This is a genomic window from Erythrobacter sp. W302b, assembly GCF_046452395.1.
Classification (GTDB): domain Bacteria; phylum Pseudomonadota; class Alphaproteobacteria; order Sphingomonadales; family Sphingomonadaceae; genus Erythrobacter.
On sequence record NZ_JBKFDH010000001.1, the window covers coordinates 2,396,124 to 2,413,483 of the forward strand.

Below are 17,360 nucleotides of genomic sequence, written 5' to 3' on the forward strand. Positions count from 1 at the left end.
CGGCCCCTCCCCTGAAGGGGAGGGGAGAATTGGCTAAGCGGCGATAAAGGCCTCAAGCCCCGCCAGCTTCATCGCCGGCTCCGGCGTCGGCACGGCGCGTGGTTCGCTCTTCGCCACCGCCCGCGCAATCGCGGCGATGTGCGCCGGCGAGGAGCCGCAGCAGCCGCCGAGGATGTTGACCTGGCCGTGGTCGGCCCAGTCCTTGACCAGCCCCGCGGTGGTGTCGGGCAGCTCGTCATATTCGCCCAGTTCGTTGGGCAGGCCCGCATTGGGGTAGATCATCAGCAGCGTGTCGGCGATCTGCGAGAGCACCTTGACGTGCGGGCGCAACTGCTCCGCGCCGAAGCTGCAATTGAGGCCGATGGTGAGCGGCTTCGCATGCCGGACGGCATACCAGAAGGCCTCGACCGTGTGGCCCGACAGGTTGCGGCCCGACAGGTCGGTCAATGTCATCGAGATCATCACCGGGACTTCCCGGCCCAGCTCGCGCTCCAGCTGCTTGACCGCCATGATCCCGGCCTTGGCGTTCAAGGTGTCGAACACGGTCTCGATCAGGATGAAGTCCACCCCGCCCTCGACCAGCGCGCGCGCCTGTTCGAGATAGACGTCGACCAGATAATCGAAGTCGATCTCGCGAAACCCCGGGTCTTCGACGTCGGGGCTGAGCGAGAGCGTCTTGTTGGTCGGCCCGATCGCCCCTGCGACAAACCTTGGCCGCCCGTCCTTCGCCTCGAACTCCTCCGCCAGCTTGCGGGCGAGCTGGCCGCTGGCGACGTTGATTTCGCGCACCAGACCTTCCGCCGCATAGTCAGCCTGCGAAATGCGGTTGGCCGAGAAGGTGTTGGTCGAGACGATATCCGACCCCGCCTCAAAGTAAGCGCGGGTGATGTCGCTCAGCACGTCGGGGCGCGTGAGGGCGAGGATGTCGTTATTGCCCTTCTGATCGGCGGGAAGGCCGAGGTCGCCCGCGTAATCCTCTTCCGACAGCTTCCGCAGCTGGATCTGCGTCCCGAAGGCGCCGTCGAAGATTAGCACGCGGTCCTTCGCGGCGGCGAGGAGTTGGTCACGCTTGCTCATGCGGCGTTCTCCGAAACGGGGCGCTTCCCGAGCATGTGGCAGATCGCATAGGCGAGCTCGGGGCGGTTCAAGGTGTAGAAGTGGAAATCGCGCACCCCGCCCGCATAGAGGCGGCGGCACAGCTCGGCGGCGACCGTCGCGGCGACCAGCTGGCGCGCGGCGGGCTTTTCGTCGAGGCCTTCGAACAGGCCATCCATCCACACCGGGAATTCGGCCCCGCAGGCGCTCGCGAACTTGCGCGCCTGCGCGACGTTCGTCACCGGCAGGATGCCGGGCAGGATCGGGGCATCGATCCCGCTCGCCGCGCAGGCATCGCGGAAGCGGAAGAAGGCTTCGGGCGAGAAGAAGAACTGGCTGATTGCGCGGCTCGCCCCGGCATCCAGTTTGCGCTTGAGATTGTCGATATCGTCCTGCGGGGACAGGGCATCGGGGTGCGTTTCGGGATAGGCGGCGACCGAAATCTCGAACGGGGCAATCGCCTTGAGGCCCGCGACGAGGTCAGCCGCGCCGGTATAGCCCTCGGGGTGCGGGGTGAAGGGCGCACCCGGCTCGCCCGCGTCACCGCGCAGCGCGACGATGTGGCGCACGCCCGCTTCCCAATATTGCTCGGCCACCTCGCGGATCTCGGCCTTCGACGCCGCAACGCAAGTCAGGTGCGCGGCGGCGGGGAGCTTGGCCTCGCCGATGATGCGCGCGACCGTCGCATGGGTGCGCTCGCGCGTGGAGCCGCCCGCGCCGTAGGTGACCGAAACAAAGCTCGGCCCCAGCGGCTTCAGCTGCGTCACCGCATCCCACAGCTGCTCTTCCATCTTCTCGCTCTTGGGCGGGAAGAATTCGAAGCTCACCGCGACATCGCCCGGCAGGCCGGAAAACAGCGGCATGTCGGTGGCGGTGCGGTATTCGTGGAGCTGGTCGAGGGTCGGGGTCATCAGACGCTTTCCGTGAGGCTGGCGGGGGTTTTCAACGCGGGGGCGGAACGGCGCTTGGCCGTCCAGATCTTGACGACCAGAGGCCCACCTTCGAGCGCGAGCGGCGGGCTGACGCTGAACCCAGCGCCGCGCAGCAATTCAGCCATCTGGCGATCGGTGAAGCCGAGCCGGACGTGCTGGTGACGGGTGCGCAGTTCTTCGTGATCATGGCTGGCAAAATCGACGATCGCGATCCGTCCGCCGCTGCGCAGCACCCGCGCCGCCTCGGCCAGCGCCGGGGCCGGATCGGCCGCGAAGTGCAGCACCTGATGCAGCACCACCGTATCGAAACTGGCATCGGGGAACGGCAGATCGGCAAAGTCGCCCTGCACCAGCTCGATCAGGTTGGTCGGCAGATGTTGCAGCTTGGCCCGCGCGACGCGCAGCATCTCGAGGTTCTTGTCGAGCGCGACGATGCGTTCGGCATGGGGTGCGAAGAGTTCGGCCATGCGCCCGGTGCCCGTGCCGATGTCGAGCAGCGCGCCCAGCGGGGCATCGGCCAGCGCTTCGGTAAGACCGCGTTCGACATCGGCATCGGCGCTGTGCAGCGCGCGCAGCTCGTCCCATTCCCCGGCGTGGCGGGCGAAATAGGTTTCCGCCGCCGCTTCGCGGGCATTGCGAATCGCCGCGAGCTTCCGGCGGTCCGCCTCACACAGGGCGGCAAAGGCGGGTTCTTCGGTTTCGGCGAGGGCAAGCAGGCGCTGCACCGCTTCGATCACCGGGGCGCTCGATTCGCTCTGGCGCAGGAACACCCAGCTGCCTTCGCGGCGGCGTTCGGCAAGGCCCGCATCGCACAGAATGCCGACATGGCGCGACACGCGCGGCTGGCTTTGGCCGAGCACCTGTGCCAACTCGCCCACGGCAAGTTCCATCGTCCCGAGCAAGCGGGCAATGCGCAGCCGGGTCGGATCGCCCAGCGCCTTGAAGATGTCCTCGATCATCATGCTGCGGACATCATATAAAGATATTTTTATATCTGTAAATCGCCTCTTGGTGCAGGACGTTCGATCATTCCAGCATGATCGGCGCAGCCCCCCGGGCCGGGCGGAATTTTTCGGCCCGCGCGGGCAGATCGGCGGCGGCATTGTAGCGCGCCACCGCCTCGTCGATGGCGCTGCCGGCATCATGGGTGCTGACCGCGACAAGGCAGCCGCCAAAGCCGGCGCCGGTCAACCGCACCCCGCCCGCATCGCCCAGCGCCTCGCCGATCAGCCCGGCCAGCCGGTCAATCGGCGGGAGCGAAACCTCGAAATCGGCGGAGAGCGACAGGTGCGCCGCGCGCATCACCTCGGCCAGCGTGGCCGTATCGCCCTGAGTCAGCGCCACCGCCACCGGCTCGACCCGTTCGATCTCGCCGACCACATGGCGGGCGCGGCGGTAAAGCGTCGGGTCGAGGCTGGTCTGCCCCGCTTCCAGCGAGGCGAGATCCAGATCGCGCAGGGCCTTGAGGCCGAAATGTGCCGCCGCCGCCTCGCACTGCGCGCGCCGCTCGTTAAAGGCGCTCTCGGTGAGGTTGCGGCGCAGGCCCGTGTCGATCACCGTGATGGCGAGGCTGGCATGAATCGGGATCGGCATATGCTGCAAGCTGCGGCAATCGAGCAGCAACGCATGATCCGCGACGCTGGCCGCAGAGGCCATCTGGTCCATGATCCCGCAGGCGCAGCCGACGAAATCGTTTTCGGCACGCTGCGCCACCCGCGCGAGGGTTTCAACCGGCAGGCCCAGCTCCGAATAGTCGGAACAGGCCAGCGCCACCGCCACGCCGAACGCGGCCGAGGATGACAGGCCCGCCCCGATGGGAACGTCTCCGGCTATCGCAATCCGCGCCGGTTTCACCCGGTGGCCATCCCGTCCCAGCGCCTGCACCACGCCGCGCACATGGTTCTGCCAGTTGTTGGCCCCCGGCACGATCGGGCGGGCGAGATCGAAGCTGTCCCGCGCACGCGCCATTTCGCCCATGTCGAGCGCGACCGCCTCGAACAGCGGGCCATGGGCGTCCTTGTCCGCCGGGCCGAGCGCAATGATCGCCTCCCGGTCGATCGCGCAGGGCAGGACGAAGCCATCATTGTAATCGACATGCTCGCCGATCAGATTGACCCGGCCGGGGGCAGCGAAGAAGCGCGTCGGCTCGGCCCCGTAGGCGAGGCGGTAGCCCTGCCGGGCGCGGGCAATCAGTCTCTCGCGGCGATCCATGCTGCGGTCCCTTCGTTACGCGCGGTAATGCACCACACCGCTGACCGCGCGCAACATCTCTGCCGCGCGCTCGGGGGTGAGGTCGCGCTGGGGTTCGGCCAGCATTTCATAACCGACCATGAACTTGCGCACCTCGGCCGAGCGCAGCAGCGGCGGGTAGAAGTGCGCGTGAAGCTGCCAGTGGTCAGTCTCGCCCAGCCCAAAGGGTGCCTGATGCCAGCCCATCGAATAGGGAAAGCTGGTCTGGAACAGGTTGTCATAGCGCGTCGTCAGCGCCTTGAGGATGCTGGCGAGGCTGGCGCGCTGGCCTGCGGTCAGCTGCGGCAGCCGCTGCACGGCAAAGCGCGGCAGCAGCAGCGTCTCGAACGGCCAGGCCGCCCAGAACGGCACGATGGCGAGCCAGTCGGCGTTGGCCTCCACCACCCGCTCAACCTCTGCCTCGCGCGCCGCCACGTCGAGCAGCAGCGCCCGTCCGTGCTCGGTATGGTAGGCACGCTGGTGCGCGTCCTCGGCGGTGATTTCCTGTGGCACGTGCGCGGTCGCCCAGACCTGTCCGTGGGGGTGGGGATTGGAACACCCCATCATCGCGCCCTTGTTCTCGAACACCTGCACATTGGCAAAGCGCTCGCCCAGTTCCGCAGTCTGATCGGCCCACACGTCAACCACGGCGCGCACTTGCTCCGGCGTGAGCAGCGGCAGCGACTTGCCGTGATCGGGGGAGAAGCAGATCACCCGGCACACCCCCGCCGAAGCCTCGGCGCGCAGTAGCGGGTCGTGATCGGCGGCACTTGGCTGATCCTCGGCCAATGCCGGGAAGTCGTTGTCGAAGACGTAGACGCCTTGATAGGCCCGGTTGATCGCGCCGCCGACGCGGGGGTTGCCGGGGCAGAGGTAACAGGCCGGATCATAGGCGGGCGGCGGCGGATCGGGCGGGCTCACCTCTCCCTGCCACGGCCGCCCCATCCGCTGCGGCGACACCTGCACCCAGCCGCCAAACAGCGGGTTGTAACGCCGATGCGGGCGGGCGAAATCGACCGCCATCAGCCGGCTCCGGCGACCCGCTGCGCCAAGGCCGAACGCGGGGCGAATGTGGCGCGCCCGCCCAGCACGAAACGGTTGAAGGCCAGCGCCGCGAGAATGCTCGTCACCAGCGTCACCACCATCATGTCGATGTAATGCAGCGTGACCGCGCCCATCGGCAGAGCGACGAAGGTGTAGGCCGCATAGAAGGCAAAGCCCCACAGCACGCCGATAATCGCCGCGCGCGATTCCACCCCGGTGAACAGCAGCCCGACCACGAAGGCCGAAAGGATCGGCATGGAGCTGAGCCCGTTCAATTGCTGGAGCAGGTTGATGATGCTCTTGGCCGAAGCGAACACCGGCACCAGTGCAATCGAGCTGATCGTCAGCAGGGCGGTGACGATGCTCGACAGCCGCCAGTGGCTTTCGACCTTGGCGACGAACTTCTCGTGGAAGTCCACCGCATAGAGCCCGACCGCCGCGTTCATCACCGCCGCCGTGTGGGCGATCACCGCCGCTGCGATCGCGGCGGCGAAGATGCCTGACAGCCACGGCGGCAGCACCGCGCCGACCAATCGGCCATAGGCGGCATCGTCAATATCGCCGAACAGCTGGAAAGCGACCACGCCGGGGATCACAACAATCGCCGGGATGATGAGGATACGCACCACCGCGGCGGCCAGCACGCCCTTCTGCGCCTCACGCACATTGGGGGCAGCCATCGCCTTCTGGGTGATCGGCTGGTTGGTCGACCAGTAATAGATCTGGATGAAGATCATTCCGGTGAACAAGGTATGGAACGGGATCGGGGAATCGCTCGCACCCACCATCGTCAGCCGCTCGGCCGGGACGCCGCGCGCAATGTCCCAATCGACCGCGTTCAGCGCCAGCACCACGATCAGCACCGCAATCGCCAGCACGCCGATGCCAGCATAGGTCTCCATCACCGCGACTGCGCGCAATCCCCCCGCCATGGTATAGGCCGCCGCGACCACGCCAAGAAATGCCGCCAGCACCATAAGCGGCAGGTCGATCCCGGCGGTCTTGAGGAACAGCGCCCCCGAATAGAGCCCGGCGGGCAGATAGATCAGCACCATCCCGAACAGGAACAGCGCCGACACCAGCGTGCGGATGCCGCCGCCGCCATAGCGTTGCTCCAGCAGCTCGGTCACGGTCGTAACCCCGGAGCGGTAATAGATCGGCACGAACACGAAGGCGAGGATCAGCAGGCCGACGAAGCCGCTGATCTCCCACCACGCGAGCAGCAGCATCTGGTTGCCATTCATCCCGACCAGTTGATCGGTCGAGAGGTTGGTGAGTGTGATCGCGCCTGCCACGAACAGCCAGTTGAGCTTGCCCCCCGCCAGATAGACATCCTTGCGCGACCCATCGTGCTTTTCGCGGCGGATGGTGAGCCAGGTTACCAGCCCGATGATCGCCGTCACCGCTAGGCAGACGGCAATCTGGATCAGGCTGGTGCCGGTGGCGGCGTCGGTCATTGCGTGCTTTCCCCTCTCGCTGGGCGCGGTTACAGCGCATTGCGGAACGCCGGACAAGTCTTGGGGCATTTGCCATCACCGGCCGCGAGGAGAGGACCAGAGCGCTTGAGCGGATCGCGGGAGTTTGTACGGCTGGACGGAGGCGCGGTAACGCTCGTGTTCGCGCTGGAAACGGGCGGCGCGGCCGACTGCGTGTACCTCGGCGCGCGCTTGCCTGATGGCGAGGATCTCGCCGCCCTCGCCGCCGCCACAGCGCGGGGACGGCACGAAAGCCAGCCCGATGTCCCACCGGTCCCGGGCTTGCTGCCTGAGCGCAAGGCGGGGTGGAGTGGGACTCCAGCGCTGGAACTGCGGCGCAGCGGAATACCGGTCGAGACAGACTTGCGTCTCGCGTTCTGGCGGCTCAAACGTGGATCACTCGAGCTTATCTGGCGCGATCCCGCTTTGGCATTGGAAGTCGAACAGTGCTGGGGGATCGGCGGTGGCGACATCGTCTGCGTGAACAGTGCGGTCAGCCATGCGGCAGATGCAGGCCTGATCCTAGAACGGACGAGTTCGCTGGCCCTGCCCGTACCTGCGCGTTTCACCGAGGTGATCGGCTTTTCAGGTCGTTGGGCCGGCGAGATGCACGAGACGCGCCGTGCCGTAGCGCCGGATGGCTTCGCGCGCCGATCCGCGATCGGGAAGCCCGGCTTCGCCGATGGCAACTGGCTCATCCTCGAAGACCCCGCGACCGGTGAGGTGCTGGGCGCGCACCTCGCATGGAGCGGGGACCACGACACACGGATCGAATGCGACACGCAAGGGTTGGGCGATGGCCGCGCCATTCTGCAGATGAGCGCAGCCGCGGCTGATGGTGAGACCGCATTCGGCAGCCCCACGCAGCATTGGCCGCCACCTGCCATTCTTGCCATCGCTCCCGACCGTTCCGCCCTCGCGCAGGCCTTCCACGCCCATGCCCGCACCGACGTTCTCCCCGAGCGCGCCACATGGGGCCCGCGCAAGGTCCACCTCAATTCGTGGGAGGCACTGGGGTTCAATCTCTCGGAGGAAGCACTGACGCGCCTCGCCGAGGACGCCGCCAGCCTCGGCATAGAGCGCTTCGTGCTGGACGACGGGTGGTTTGGCGGCCGGCGCGACGACCGCACCAGCCTCGGCGACTGGTTCGTTTCGCCGCAAGTCTTTCCGAACGGCCTCGGCCCGCTGATCGACCGGGTGCACCAGCTCGGCATGGATTTCGGCCTGTGGGTCGAGCCGGAGATGGTCTCCCCGGACAGCGACCTCTACCGTCAGCATACTGACTGGTGCCTTCACGTCGACGGAGCCACGGAGCGACCGACGATGCGCGGGCAGCTGGCGCTGGATCTGTCGCTGGCTGAGGTGCGCGAATATCTGACCGAGCGGCTCGACGCGCTGCTGCGCGAGAACGCCATTGCCTACCTCAAGTGGGACCATAACCGCGACCTCTTCCCCTCGCGCCCCGGCCAGACCGAAGGCTTCTACGCCCTGCTCGATGCCTTGCGCGCCGCCCATCCCAAGGTGGAGATCGAAAGCTGTTCGAGCGGCGGTGGGCGGATCGATTTCGGCGTCCTCTCGCGCTGCCACCGCGTCTGGCCCTCCGACAACAACGACGCGATCGAGCGGCTGCGGATCATCCCCGCGTGGAGCCAGTTCCTGCCGCTCGAAGTGCTGGGCAGCCATGTCGGCCCCTCGCCCAATCCGATCACCGGGCGCCGCCTCGCGATGGACTTCCGCGCCAAGGTGGCGATGTTCGGCCACATGGGCGTGGAGGCCGATCCGGCCCGCATGACCGACAAGGAACGCGCCACGCTGGCCGCGCATATCGCGCTCTACAAGCAATGGCGCGGCGTGCTGCATTCGGGCGCGCTGTGGCGGCTCGCGCATCCCGATCCGAACGTCACCGGGATGATGGTCACCCACATGGGCAGAGCGCTGGCGTTGGTGGCCCAGACCGCCTTCTCTCCAGTGTTCGACGCCGCGCCGGTAAGGCTTGCGGGTCTCGAGCCTGATGCGCGCTACCGCGTGACCCTGCCCGAGCCGTGGCCGCCGCGCGCCAGGCACTACCTCGCCGCGCCGGACCAGTGGCGCGAGGGCCTCGTCCTCTCGGGCACCGCGCTGATGACGCAGGGCCTCGCCCTCCCCCTCACCCATCCCGAAACCGCGTGGCTCGTCGTGCTGGAGAGATTGCCGCAATGAAACTCGGCTGCTGCTACTATCCCGAACATTGGCCGGAGGAATGGTGGGCCGAGGATGCACGGCGCATGGCGGAGATGGGCCTCTCGCTCGTCCGTATCGGCGAATTCGCATGGAGCCGCCTCGAACCCGAGCCCGGACACTACGACTGGGGCTGGCTCGACCGTGCGATCAACACGCTCCACGCGGCGGGCCTCAAGGTCATCCTCGGCACGCCGACCGCGACCCCGCCCAAGTGGCTGGTCGATCAGATGCCCGACATGGTCGCCATCGACGAGCAGGGCCGCCCGCGTGGTTTCGGTTCGCGGCGGCACTACTGCTTCAGCCACGACGGCTACCGCGCCGAATGTCGCCGGATCGTCACCGCGCTGGCCGAGCGCTATGGGAAGCACCCCGCGCTTCACATGTGGCAGACCGACAACGAATATGGCTGTCATGACACCGTGCTGAGCTTCTCCGACGCCGCCGCCACTTCGTTCCGGGGCTGGCTGGCGGCGCGTTACGGCACGGTTGAAGCGCTGAACACGGCCTGGGGCAATGTGTTCTGGAGCATGGAGTATCGCTCCTTCGCCGAGGTCGATCCCCCGCACCTCACCGTCACCGAGGCGAACCCAGCGCATTGGCTCGACTACCGCCGCTTTGCTTCCGATCAGGTCGCCAGCTTCAACCGCGAGCAGGTGTATATCCTGCGTGCACACTCACCCGGCGTGGACATCACCCATAACTTCATGGGCTTCTTCACCGAGTTCGATCACCACGCCGTGGGCCGCGATATCGATGTGGCGACGTGGGATTCCTATCCGCTTGGGTTCCTGGAACAGTTCTGGTTCTCAGCCGAGGAGAAGCAGGCGTATCTCAGGCAGGGCCACCCCGACATCGCCGCCTTCCACCACGATCTCTACCGCGGGTGTTCCAATGGCCGCTGGGGGGTGATGGAACAGCAGCCCGGCCCGGTGAACTGGGCGCGGTTCAACCCCGCGCCGCTGCCGGGGATGGTGGCACTGTGGACGCTCGAAGCCTGTGCCCACGGCGCGGAGCTGACGAGCTACTTCCGCTGGCGGCAGGCCCCTTTCGCGCAGGAGCAGATGCACGCCGGCCTGCTGCGCCCCGACAGCACCGAAGCAGAAGCCGCGCCCGAGGTGCGACAGGCAGCCGAAGTCCTCGCCACCATCGGCCCGCAAGCGACCGCGCAGGCCCCGGTCGCGCTGGTGTTTGCCTATGAGGCGGCGTGGGTGATCGGCATCCAGCCGCAGGGGCGGAGCTTCCGCTATCTGGAACTGGTGTTCGAGGCCTATTCAGCACTGCGTCAGCGGGGGCTTGATGTCGACATCGTGGCGCCCTCAGCCGACCTTGCGGGCTACCCGATGGTGGTGGTGCCGACCCTGCCGATCGTGCTGGAGGGGTTTGCCGATAAGCTCGCGGCGCTCGACTGCCCCGTGCTTCTCGGCCCGCGTTCGGGCAGCAAGACGGAGAGCTTCTGCATTCCCGAAGGCCTTGCTCCCGGAGCCTTGCGCGACCTGACCGGCCTAACCGTGACCCGCATCGAGTCCTTGCGAGACGGCATCGCCGAACCCGCAGAGGGCTTTATCATCACCCGCTGGCGCGAGGATGTGGCCTCCGACCTCGCGCCCGAGCTATCGGACAGCGCGGGGCGCGGGGTGGTCTATGCTCACGGTAACATCCGCTACTGCGCGATCTGGCCCGACCGCGCATTGCTGCGCCTGCTGGTCGAGCGGATGGCGGGCGAAGCTGGGGTGGCGCTGCTCGATCTCCCCGAAGGCATCCGCGTGCGCCGCACGGCGAGCAACGTCTTCACCTTCAACTACGCGGCGGAGCCGGTGTCCGTCCCCCACCTTGGTGAAACCCTTTCACCCGCTAGCTGGCACTTCGCCCCGCGCTAGGCTTCCGCCAGCAGCCGCCGGTAGTGATCGGCAAGCGTCTCGCTCCCGAATTCGGGGGTGAGGTCGGCGGAATACTCCCCCGTCGCCGGATCGCGCAGAAGCATCGATTCGGTCGCGTAGTAATGCGCGATCCGGGCATACTCCGCCTTCTCGGCGAACCAGTCCGAGAACGGCGCGCCGAGGCTCAGCAGCTTTCCGGCCAGTGTGAACATGGCGGGCGAGACCGAGCGGAAACGCGGCGCCTTTCCCGCCGCCGCGAACAGCAGTTCGCCCGCATCGCGCAAGGACAGCGCCGGGCCGGGGCCGCCGATGGGGAGCACCTTGCCCAAAGCTTCGGGGTTGTCGATGCACCCGGCAATGAACCGCGCCAGATCGCCATCACTGATCGGCTTGCAGCGAGTGACGTTGCCGTCGCCAAAGATCAGGAACGGCTTGCCCGCCTTGACGCGCTTCACCTGCCCCGAGAGCGACTTGAAGAAGGCGGTGGGGCGGATGATGGTGTAGCCGATCCCGCTTTCCGCCAGCGCGGCCTCGAACCGCAGCTTGGCGTGCTGGAACGCGAGCAGCGGCTTCTGCACGCAGATCGCCGAGAGCAGGATAAAGTGCCCCGCACCTGCCGCCTCAGCCGCCGTCAGCAGGGCGAGATTGGCGCGGTAATCCACTGCCTCGGCATCCTTCGGCGCGCCGCTGCGTGAGGCGATGCAGGAGATCACGACCTCGGGCCGCGCCGCCGCCATGGCTGCCGCCAGCGCCGCCCCGTCAGCCAGCGCCGCACGCGGCAGAGCGGTGACCGTGTGCCCCTCCGCCGCCAGCTGCGCGGCTACCGCCGAACCGATCATGCCGCTTGCTCCGGCAAGGACGATACGGCGGGGCACGGGACGGTCTGGGCTCATGCCGCCACCCTAACCCGCGCAGGCCTGGCGCAAAAGTGCGAGTTGCCGGATTGCCCCCCGCTAGGGCAGCGCTAGGGTGGGGCCTGAGAGGGAGCGTGAGGCAATGGCTGAGGCCGATTTTGATTGGGTGATCCGCGGCGGCACGATTGCCGATGGCAGCGGGGGCGATTGCATCGAGGGCGACATCGCGATTGCCGCCGGGCGGATCGCGGCGATCGGGCAGGTGAGCGGCAGCGGGCGCGAGGAGATCGACGCGCGTGGGCGGATCGTCACCCCCGGCTTCATCGACGTTCACACCCATTACGACGGCCAGTGCATCTGGGCCGAGGAGCTTTCCCCCTCCTCCTCGCACGGGGTTACCATGGCCGTGATGGGCAATTGCGGGGTCGGCTTCGCCCCCTGCCGCCGCGCCGATCACGACATGCTCATCAACGTCATGGAGGGGGTCGAGGACATCCCCGGGATCGTGATGACCGAGGGGCTGGACTGGGACTGGGAAACCTTCCCCGAATATCTCGACAAGGTCGCCGCCGGAAAGCGCGATATCGACGTTGCGGCCTATCTGCCGCACTCACCGCTCAGGGTCTATGCGATGGGCGAAAGGGGAGCTGCACGCGAGGTCGCAACCGACAACGACCTGGCGATGATGCGACAACTGACCGCCGACGCCATGCGCGCGGGCGCCATCGGGTTTGCCACCTCGCGCCTCTCGATCCACAAGACCGCCGACGGGCAGGCGATCCCGACGTTCGACACCGATATTGCCGAACTTGAAGCCATCACCAGCGGCATGAAGGAGGCCGGCGCGGGGACGTTTCAGGTGGTGCTCGATGCCTTTGTCGGGTGGGACAAGGAATACAAGGTGATCGAGCGGGTGATCGCCGCGAGCGGCCGCCCGGCGACCTTCACGCTCGCCTCGGGCAATGATGCGCCGCCGCGCTGGCGGCGGGTGCTTGAAATGCTGGAGGCCACCAATGCCGCTGGCGGGGTCGCCCATGCGCAGGTGATGCCGCGCCCGATTGGCCTCATCGCCGGTCTGGAGTTGACGGTGCACCCCTTCGTCCTCTGCCCGAGCTGGGCGAAGATCGCGCACCTATCCATCCCCGAACAGGTCGCCGCGATGCGCGATCCCGCCTTGCGCGCGGCGCTTCTCACAGAGGACTTCGCTCCCGGCCACCCCTTCAACGAGCTCGCCCGGAACTGGCGCTGGCTGTTCCCGCTCGACGATCCGCCGAACTATGCCCCGCCCGCTGCGATGAGCATGGCCGGTCAGGCCGCCGCGCGCGGCTGCACCCCGCAGGAGGTCGCCTATGACCGCATCCTCGCCACCGAGGGGCGCGGGCTGTTCCTCGCCGCGCTCGGCAATTACGAGAACGCCACGCTCGATTCCGCGCATGAAATGCTGCGCCACCCCTATTGCGTCCCCGGCCTCGGTGATGGCGGCGCGCATTATGGCGCGATCTGCGATGCGAGCTATTCGACCTATCTTTTGACCCAGTTCGTGCAGAAGGAAGGGCCGCTGCAACTGGGGCTGGCCGAGGCCGTGCACATGCTCAGCGCCAAGGCGGCGCGCGCGGTGGGCTTTACCGATCGCGGCACGCTGCATGTGGGCGGCAGGGCAGACCTCAACGTGATCGACCTCGATGGCCTGCGCCTCCACCTGCCCGAAGTCGTGCGCGATCTGCCCGCCGGCGGCCGCCGCTTGCACCAGCGCGCGACAGGCTACGAGGCCACCATGGTGGCAGGGCAACTGATCCGCCGCTTCGACCAGCCGACCGGCGCGCGCCCCGGCCAGCTGGTGCGCGGCGGGGGTTACCGCGCGGCCTAGTCCTGCGGCTTGATGGCGTAGAGCCGCCCGGCCCCGCCGTAGGGCACCGGCACCAACCGGTCGGGAACGGCGACCGGCTGCGCTAATTCGCCGACGATCCAGACATGGGTGAAGGCGTCCAGCGGCAGCTTGGCCAGTGATTGCGACAGCTTCGGGCGGATGCGGTGGCTGCAATCCTCGCGCTGCACCAGATGCGAGGGATCGCGATAGAACGGCCCCGCCGCCGGATAGTGCACCCGCATCGGGTTGACGCCCGGTTGCTGCCACTGGTCATTGACGAAGGCATTGCGCCGGGCGATCCCCGCGCCGACCACATGATCGAGCACCGGCATCGCCCAGGGGTTCCAGCACGGCTTGACCACGAAGAAGGCGATCCGCGCGCCCATCGGCATCGGCTCCAGCGCGGTCAATTCCGCCTGTGCCCTGCGGTCCTGCTGGATATAGGCAACGCTGGTCGCCGCGATCCGTCCGGCAAACAGAGCCAGCGCGATCGCGCCCGCCACCTGCAAAACCTTCGAACCCGGCCTGACCGGGCCGATAGCCACCAGCGCGAGCGCGAAGGCGTAGGGCACCAGCCGCATGTCGGCAAAGGCCGATCCGAACACCCGGCTCGGCATGATCGCGTAGCAGATGAAGCACAGCAGCGCCGCCGTCCCGACGCTGCGGTCATAGCGCACTGTCTTGCTGAACAGCGCCCAGCCCATCAACGCGCCGATCACCGCCAGCGCGCCCACATCGAGATTGTACCACTGCGTCCTGAACGCCGAAATCAGCCAGAACAGCTTGAAGTCGAGCGACCAGTCCCCCATCGCGGCGCCGGTCGATTCCGCGCGCCAGATCACCATCGGGATGATCGGCAGCAGCAGCGGCCAGCATGCGCCGACAATACGCAGCACCGCCGCGACCGGGCGGGTGCGCGCGGCGAAGACCTCGCACAGCATCGCCGATCCGGCCATCAGCCCGAGAAACGCCCAGCCATAGGTGTGGCACACCCAGATCATCGCCCCCGCCACACCCAGCCACAGCCGCGCCGCGCCCTCGCGCTTGCTCCGGTGCAGCCGCAGCCACAGCACGAAGGCCAGCATCGCCAGCGCCATGCTCAGCGCGTAGTTGATGAAGCCGTAGTTGAATGGGTAGCCATACAGCAGCGGGATCGCCGCCACCGCAAAGGGCGTGACGCGGCCATGCACTTCGCGGGCGATCAGCAGCAGGCCGAGCGCGCCGAGCACCTGCGTCAGGATCACGACGACATGCACCGCGGTTTCCAACCCCAGCACGCCGTGCAACACCTGCACCAGAATGTCGGCCCCGAGATTGCCGATCAGCTTCCATTCGTAAGTGTAGAAGGCTTGCAGTTCGGGCCGGTTGGCGAGATCGGTCTGCACCGCGTAGCGGCCAAGGTGGCCGTAGAGATCGACCAGCGGCGGGAAGTCGACCAGCAGCAGCGGCGTGATCGCCACAAGGCCAACGAGCAGAATCACCGGCCAGCGATCCAGCCAGCCGAACGCCTGCGCCGTGCCGCCGGGCGGCACGCTTTCAATGGTAGGGGATGGGGTCATTCGGAAGCTACAGGTCTGAAGACAAAGCGTTGGGAGAGGAGGAAGAAGATCACGACATAGGCAGCGATTGCCGGGAGCTGCGCCAGCGCGCTGTCCGCGCCCAGCACCGATTGCGCGGCCAAGAGCACCGCGACATTCACCCCATAGGCAAAGGCGAAGGCCGCCAGAAACCGCAGGATCTCGCGCCCTGAAACCGCGCCCCTGACGCCGAAGACGTAGTGGCGGTTGAGGGTGAAGGACACCACCAGCCCGACGGCATAGCCCGCCGCATTGGCCGCCAGCCCGCTCATCCCCGCCCACAGGCCGCCAAAGATCACTGCCCAGCCGACAGCGGAATTGGCAAAGCCGGTCAGCAGAAAGCGGCCCAAGCGTTGCAGCATGGGCTCAGCGTGCAACCAGCACGTATTGCGCGCCCAGCGGCAGCCAGCCGAGCCCGCGTTCGAGCGGGCGCAGCGGGGCGAGCATCGCGGGGAAGAACAGCGTCCAGCGCAGGGCCACATCGGCAAAGCCCGCCGCGCGCAACCGGCGGCGCATCTCCGGCCCGCTGATCAGCACGGCGTTGGCGTCGAACGGGCAGGTGCGCACCGCGTGCTGGGTCGCCGGGTTCCAGGGATTGTGCTCGAACAGCACGAAGCGCCCTTGCGGGGTCAGCGTGCGGCGAATTTCGCTCAGCAGGCGGATGTGATCCTCGGCCGGGATGTGGTGGAACACGCAGGCCGTGAACACAAGGTCGAAGGTTCCGGCATCGAAAGGCAGGGTCTGGCCATCATAGCACACCGCATCGATCGGGCGGATCGCCCGCGCCTCGCAATGGCTGAGCGAGCGTGAGGATACGTCCAGCGCAGTCAGCGCCGCAGCGGGAAATTCGCGCTGCAAATGCGCGATGCAATTGCCCCGCCCGGCGCCGAAATCCATGATCCGCCGGGGGGAGACGCCCGCCGCCGCCATGATCCGCGCGGCTTCGACCGCCTTGTAGGCTGCGAAGAAATCGGGGTCCTCGCCGCTCAACCTCACCGAAGCGGCGTGCTGCGCGTCATATTCATCGACGTAAGCGTCAAATTCAGCCTGGGACACGGAGGCTCTCATGCGGTTCGGTGGGGGTCACGGCGGCAGTGGCGGCATCGTCGCTCAGCCTTGCATCAAGACTGACCGGGTGGCGGCGCACCTCGGCGATGATGAACAGCGGGCGCTGCTTGGCTTCCATGTACATCCGGCCGAGATACTCGCCGAACACGCCCAGCACCAGCAGCTGGACGCTGCCCATGATCAGGATCAGGGCGGCAAGGCTCGCCCAGCCCGCCACCGTGCCGCCCTGCATCCATACCCAGACGATCCCGATCAGCGAGACAAGGCCCGCCAGCCCGAACAGCATCCCCAAATGCGAGGCAAACCGCAGCGGCACGGTCGAAAAGCTGGTGACGGCATCCACCGCCAGCGCGATCATCTTGCGCAGCGGGTAATTGGTTTCCCCGGCGAAGCGGGGATCGCGTTCATAGGGGAAGGCGATCTGGTTGAAGCCGACAAAGCTCACCAGTCCGCGGATGAAGCGATACCGCTCCGGCATGGCATTGAGCTGGTCGACCACCCGGCGGGTCATCAGCCGGAAATCGCCCGTGTCGCGCGGGATGTGGGTGTCGACCATCCTGCCGAGCATCCGGTAGAACAACGCGGCGGTGCCACGCTTGAACGCGGTCTCGCCGTGGCGCTTGCTGCGCTGGCCATAGACGACATCATAGCCCTTGCGCAGCTGCTCCAGCATCGGGCCGAGCAGTTCGGGCGGGTCTTGCAGGTCGGCATCGAGCACGAACACCAATTGCCCGCGCACATGGTTGAGCCCGGCGGTCAGCGCGAGCTGGTGGCCGTGGTTGCGCGACAGGTTGATGGCGACGATCCGCGGATCACGCTCGGCATGCTTGCAGATCACATCCCAACTGGCGTCCTTCGATCCGTCATTGATCAGGACAAGCTCGAACCGGTCGGCAAAGATCGCCTCGGCCGCGGGGATCACCCGCGCGATCAGCGCGTCGAGCCCGGCCTCCTCGTTATAGACCGGGATCACCACCGAAAGGTCGCAGGAGCCTGAGAATGATTGCGAAACCTGCAAGTCTCCGGCCCTCCTCGAGCCTGCGGCGGTGATTACGGAAAATTGGCGGGTTGAGGTCAGCGGGCCCGCGTGCCCCACGCGCCCGCGCCGGACGCCGCTATATC

General features: G+C 67.2%; 14 protein-coding genes. 3 read left to right on the top strand and 11 right to left on the bottom strand.

All coding sequences use genetic code 11. The annotated features are described in order from the left end of the window. Positions 1 to 33: 33 nt before the first annotated feature. From ACLBKT_RS11325 to ACLBKT_RS11350, 6 genes are all read right to left on the bottom strand, one after another. Positions 34 to 1,077: a homocysteine S-methyltransferase family protein gene (locus ACLBKT_RS11325; protein WP_410183023.1), complete on the bottom strand. Its 1,044-nt coding sequence runs from the start codon at positions 1,075 to 1,077 to the stop codon at positions 34 to 36. Further along, entirely contained in the window at positions 1,074 to 2,006 is a 933-nt protein-coding gene (gene metF / locus ACLBKT_RS11330; RefSeq protein ID WP_410183024.1) for a methylenetetrahydrofolate reductase [NAD(P)H], read from the bottom strand. The genes ACLBKT_RS11325 and metF overlap by 4 nt, the downstream gene beginning before the upstream one ends. Further along, positions 2,006 to 2,989 (bottom strand): ArsR/SmtB family transcription factor, encoded by a 984-nt coding sequence (locus ACLBKT_RS11335; RefSeq protein ID WP_410183025.1) that lies wholly within the window; start codon positions 2,987 to 2,989, stop codon positions 2,006 to 2,008. Before ACLBKT_RS11335 ends, metF begins: the two co-directional genes overlap by 1 nt. Before the next feature lie 64 nt (positions 2,990 to 3,053). Then, positions 3,054 to 4,238: a galactokinase gene (gene galK / locus ACLBKT_RS11340; RefSeq protein WP_410183026.1), complete on the bottom strand. Its 1,185-nt coding sequence runs from the start codon at positions 4,236 to 4,238 to the stop codon at positions 3,054 to 3,056. 15 nt (positions 4,239 to 4,253) lie between these two features. Next, positions 4,254 to 5,279, bottom strand: a complete 1,026-nt coding sequence (locus ACLBKT_RS11345; protein WP_410183027.1) for a UDP-glucose--hexose-1-phosphate uridylyltransferase — start codon at positions 5,277 to 5,279, stop codon at positions 4,254 to 4,256. After that, positions 5,279 to 6,757 (bottom strand): sodium:solute symporter family transporter, encoded by a 1,479-nt coding sequence (locus ACLBKT_RS11350; RefSeq protein WP_410183028.1) that lies wholly within the window; start codon positions 6,755 to 6,757, stop codon positions 5,279 to 5,281. Before ACLBKT_RS11350 ends, ACLBKT_RS11345 begins: the two co-directional genes overlap by 1 nt. 105 nt (positions 6,758 to 6,862) lie before the next feature. Between ACLBKT_RS11350 and ACLBKT_RS11355 the strand changes: the two genes are divergently transcribed. Next, complete coding sequence (locus tag ACLBKT_RS11355; protein WP_410183029.1) at positions 6,863 to 8,974, top strand: alpha-galactosidase; 2,112 nt, start codon at positions 6,863 to 6,865, stop codon at positions 8,972 to 8,974. Continuing rightward, positions 8,971 to 10,872 carry a beta-galactosidase gene (locus tag ACLBKT_RS11360; protein ID WP_410183030.1) on the top strand — a complete coding sequence of 634 codons (1,902 nt, stop codon included), beginning with the start codon at positions 8,971 to 8,973 and terminating at the stop codon, positions 10,870 to 10,872. The genes ACLBKT_RS11355 and ACLBKT_RS11360 overlap by 4 nt, the downstream gene beginning before the upstream one ends. On the opposite strand, the gene ACLBKT_RS11365 is transcribed toward ACLBKT_RS11360, so the two are convergent. Beyond that, complete coding sequence (locus ACLBKT_RS11365; RefSeq protein ID WP_410183031.1) at positions 10,869 to 11,765, bottom strand: NAD(P)H-binding protein; 897 nt, start codon at positions 11,763 to 11,765, stop codon at positions 10,869 to 10,871. The two genes, ACLBKT_RS11360 and ACLBKT_RS11365, sit on opposite strands and share 4 nt — an antisense overlap. A gap of 103 nt (positions 11,766 to 11,868) precedes the next feature. On the opposite strand from ACLBKT_RS11365, the gene ACLBKT_RS11370 reads away from it, so the two are divergent. Then, positions 11,869 to 13,593: an N-acyl-D-amino-acid deacylase family protein gene (locus tag ACLBKT_RS11370; RefSeq protein WP_410183032.1), complete on the top strand. Its 1,725-nt coding sequence runs from the start codon at positions 11,869 to 11,871 to the stop codon at positions 13,591 to 13,593. Here ACLBKT_RS11370 and ACLBKT_RS11375 read toward each other — a convergent pair. From ACLBKT_RS11375 to ACLBKT_RS11390, 4 genes are read right to left on the bottom strand one after another with little or no spacing between them, the layout of a single operon-like run. After that, entirely contained in the window at positions 13,590 to 15,152 is a 1,563-nt protein-coding gene (locus ACLBKT_RS11375) for a hypothetical protein (protein ID WP_410183033.1), read from the bottom strand. The two genes, ACLBKT_RS11370 and ACLBKT_RS11375, sit on opposite strands and share 4 nt — an antisense overlap. Beyond that, a complete protein-coding gene (locus ACLBKT_RS11380) occupies positions 15,149 to 15,532 on the bottom strand; it encodes a GtrA family protein (protein ID WP_410183034.1) in 384 nt (127 codons plus the stop codon). Before ACLBKT_RS11380 ends, ACLBKT_RS11375 begins: the two co-directional genes overlap by 4 nt. 4 nt (positions 15,533 to 15,536) lie before the next feature. Beyond that, entirely contained in the window at positions 15,537 to 16,226 is a 690-nt protein-coding gene (locus tag ACLBKT_RS11385; RefSeq protein WP_410183035.1) for a class I SAM-dependent methyltransferase, read from the bottom strand. Beyond that, complete coding sequence (locus ACLBKT_RS11390) at positions 16,213 to 17,211, bottom strand: glycosyltransferase family 2 protein (protein WP_410183036.1); 999 nt, start codon at positions 17,209 to 17,211, stop codon at positions 16,213 to 16,215. Before ACLBKT_RS11390 ends, ACLBKT_RS11385 begins: the two co-directional genes overlap by 14 nt. Positions 17,212 to 17,360 lie beyond the last annotated feature (149 nt).

Coding starts and splice junctions, on each gene's coding strand:
- ACLBKT_RS11345 (WP_410183027.1), bottom strand. CDS start 5,279: ATGGCGGTCGATTTCGCCCGCCCGCATCGGCGTTACAACCCGCTGTTT.
- ACLBKT_RS11370 (WP_410183032.1), top strand. CDS start 11,869: ATGGCTGAGGCCGATTTTGATTGGGTGATCCGCGGCGGCACGATTGCC.
- ACLBKT_RS11325 (WP_410183023.1), bottom strand. CDS start 1,077: ATGAGCAAGCGTGACCAACTCCTCGCCGCCGCGAAGGACCGCGTGCTA.
- ACLBKT_RS11380 (WP_410183034.1), bottom strand. CDS start 15,532: ATGCTGCAACGCTTGGGCCGCTTTCTGCTGACCGGCTTTGCCAATTCC.
- ACLBKT_RS11375 (WP_410183033.1), bottom strand. CDS start 15,152: ATGACCCCATCCCCTACCATTGAAAGCGTGCCGCCCGGCGGCACGGCG.
- galK (WP_410183026.1), bottom strand. CDS start 4,238: ATGGATCGCCGCGAGAGACTGATTGCCCGCGCCCGGCAGGGCTACCGC.
- ACLBKT_RS11365 (WP_410183031.1), bottom strand. CDS start 11,765: ATGAGCCCAGACCGTCCCGTGCCCCGCCGTATCGTCCTTGCCGGAGCA.
- ACLBKT_RS11335 (WP_410183025.1), bottom strand. CDS start 2,989: ATGATGATCGAGGACATCTTCAAGGCGCTGGGCGATCCGACCCGGCTG.
- ACLBKT_RS11360 (WP_410183030.1), top strand. CDS start 8,971: ATGAAACTCGGCTGCTGCTACTATCCCGAACATTGGCCGGAGGAATGG.
- metF (WP_410183024.1), bottom strand. CDS start 2,006: ATGACCCCGACCCTCGACCAGCTCCACGAATACCGCACCGCCACCGAC.
- ACLBKT_RS11350 (WP_410183028.1), bottom strand. CDS start 6,757: ATGACCGACGCCGCCACCGGCACCAGCCTGATCCAGATTGCCGTCTGC.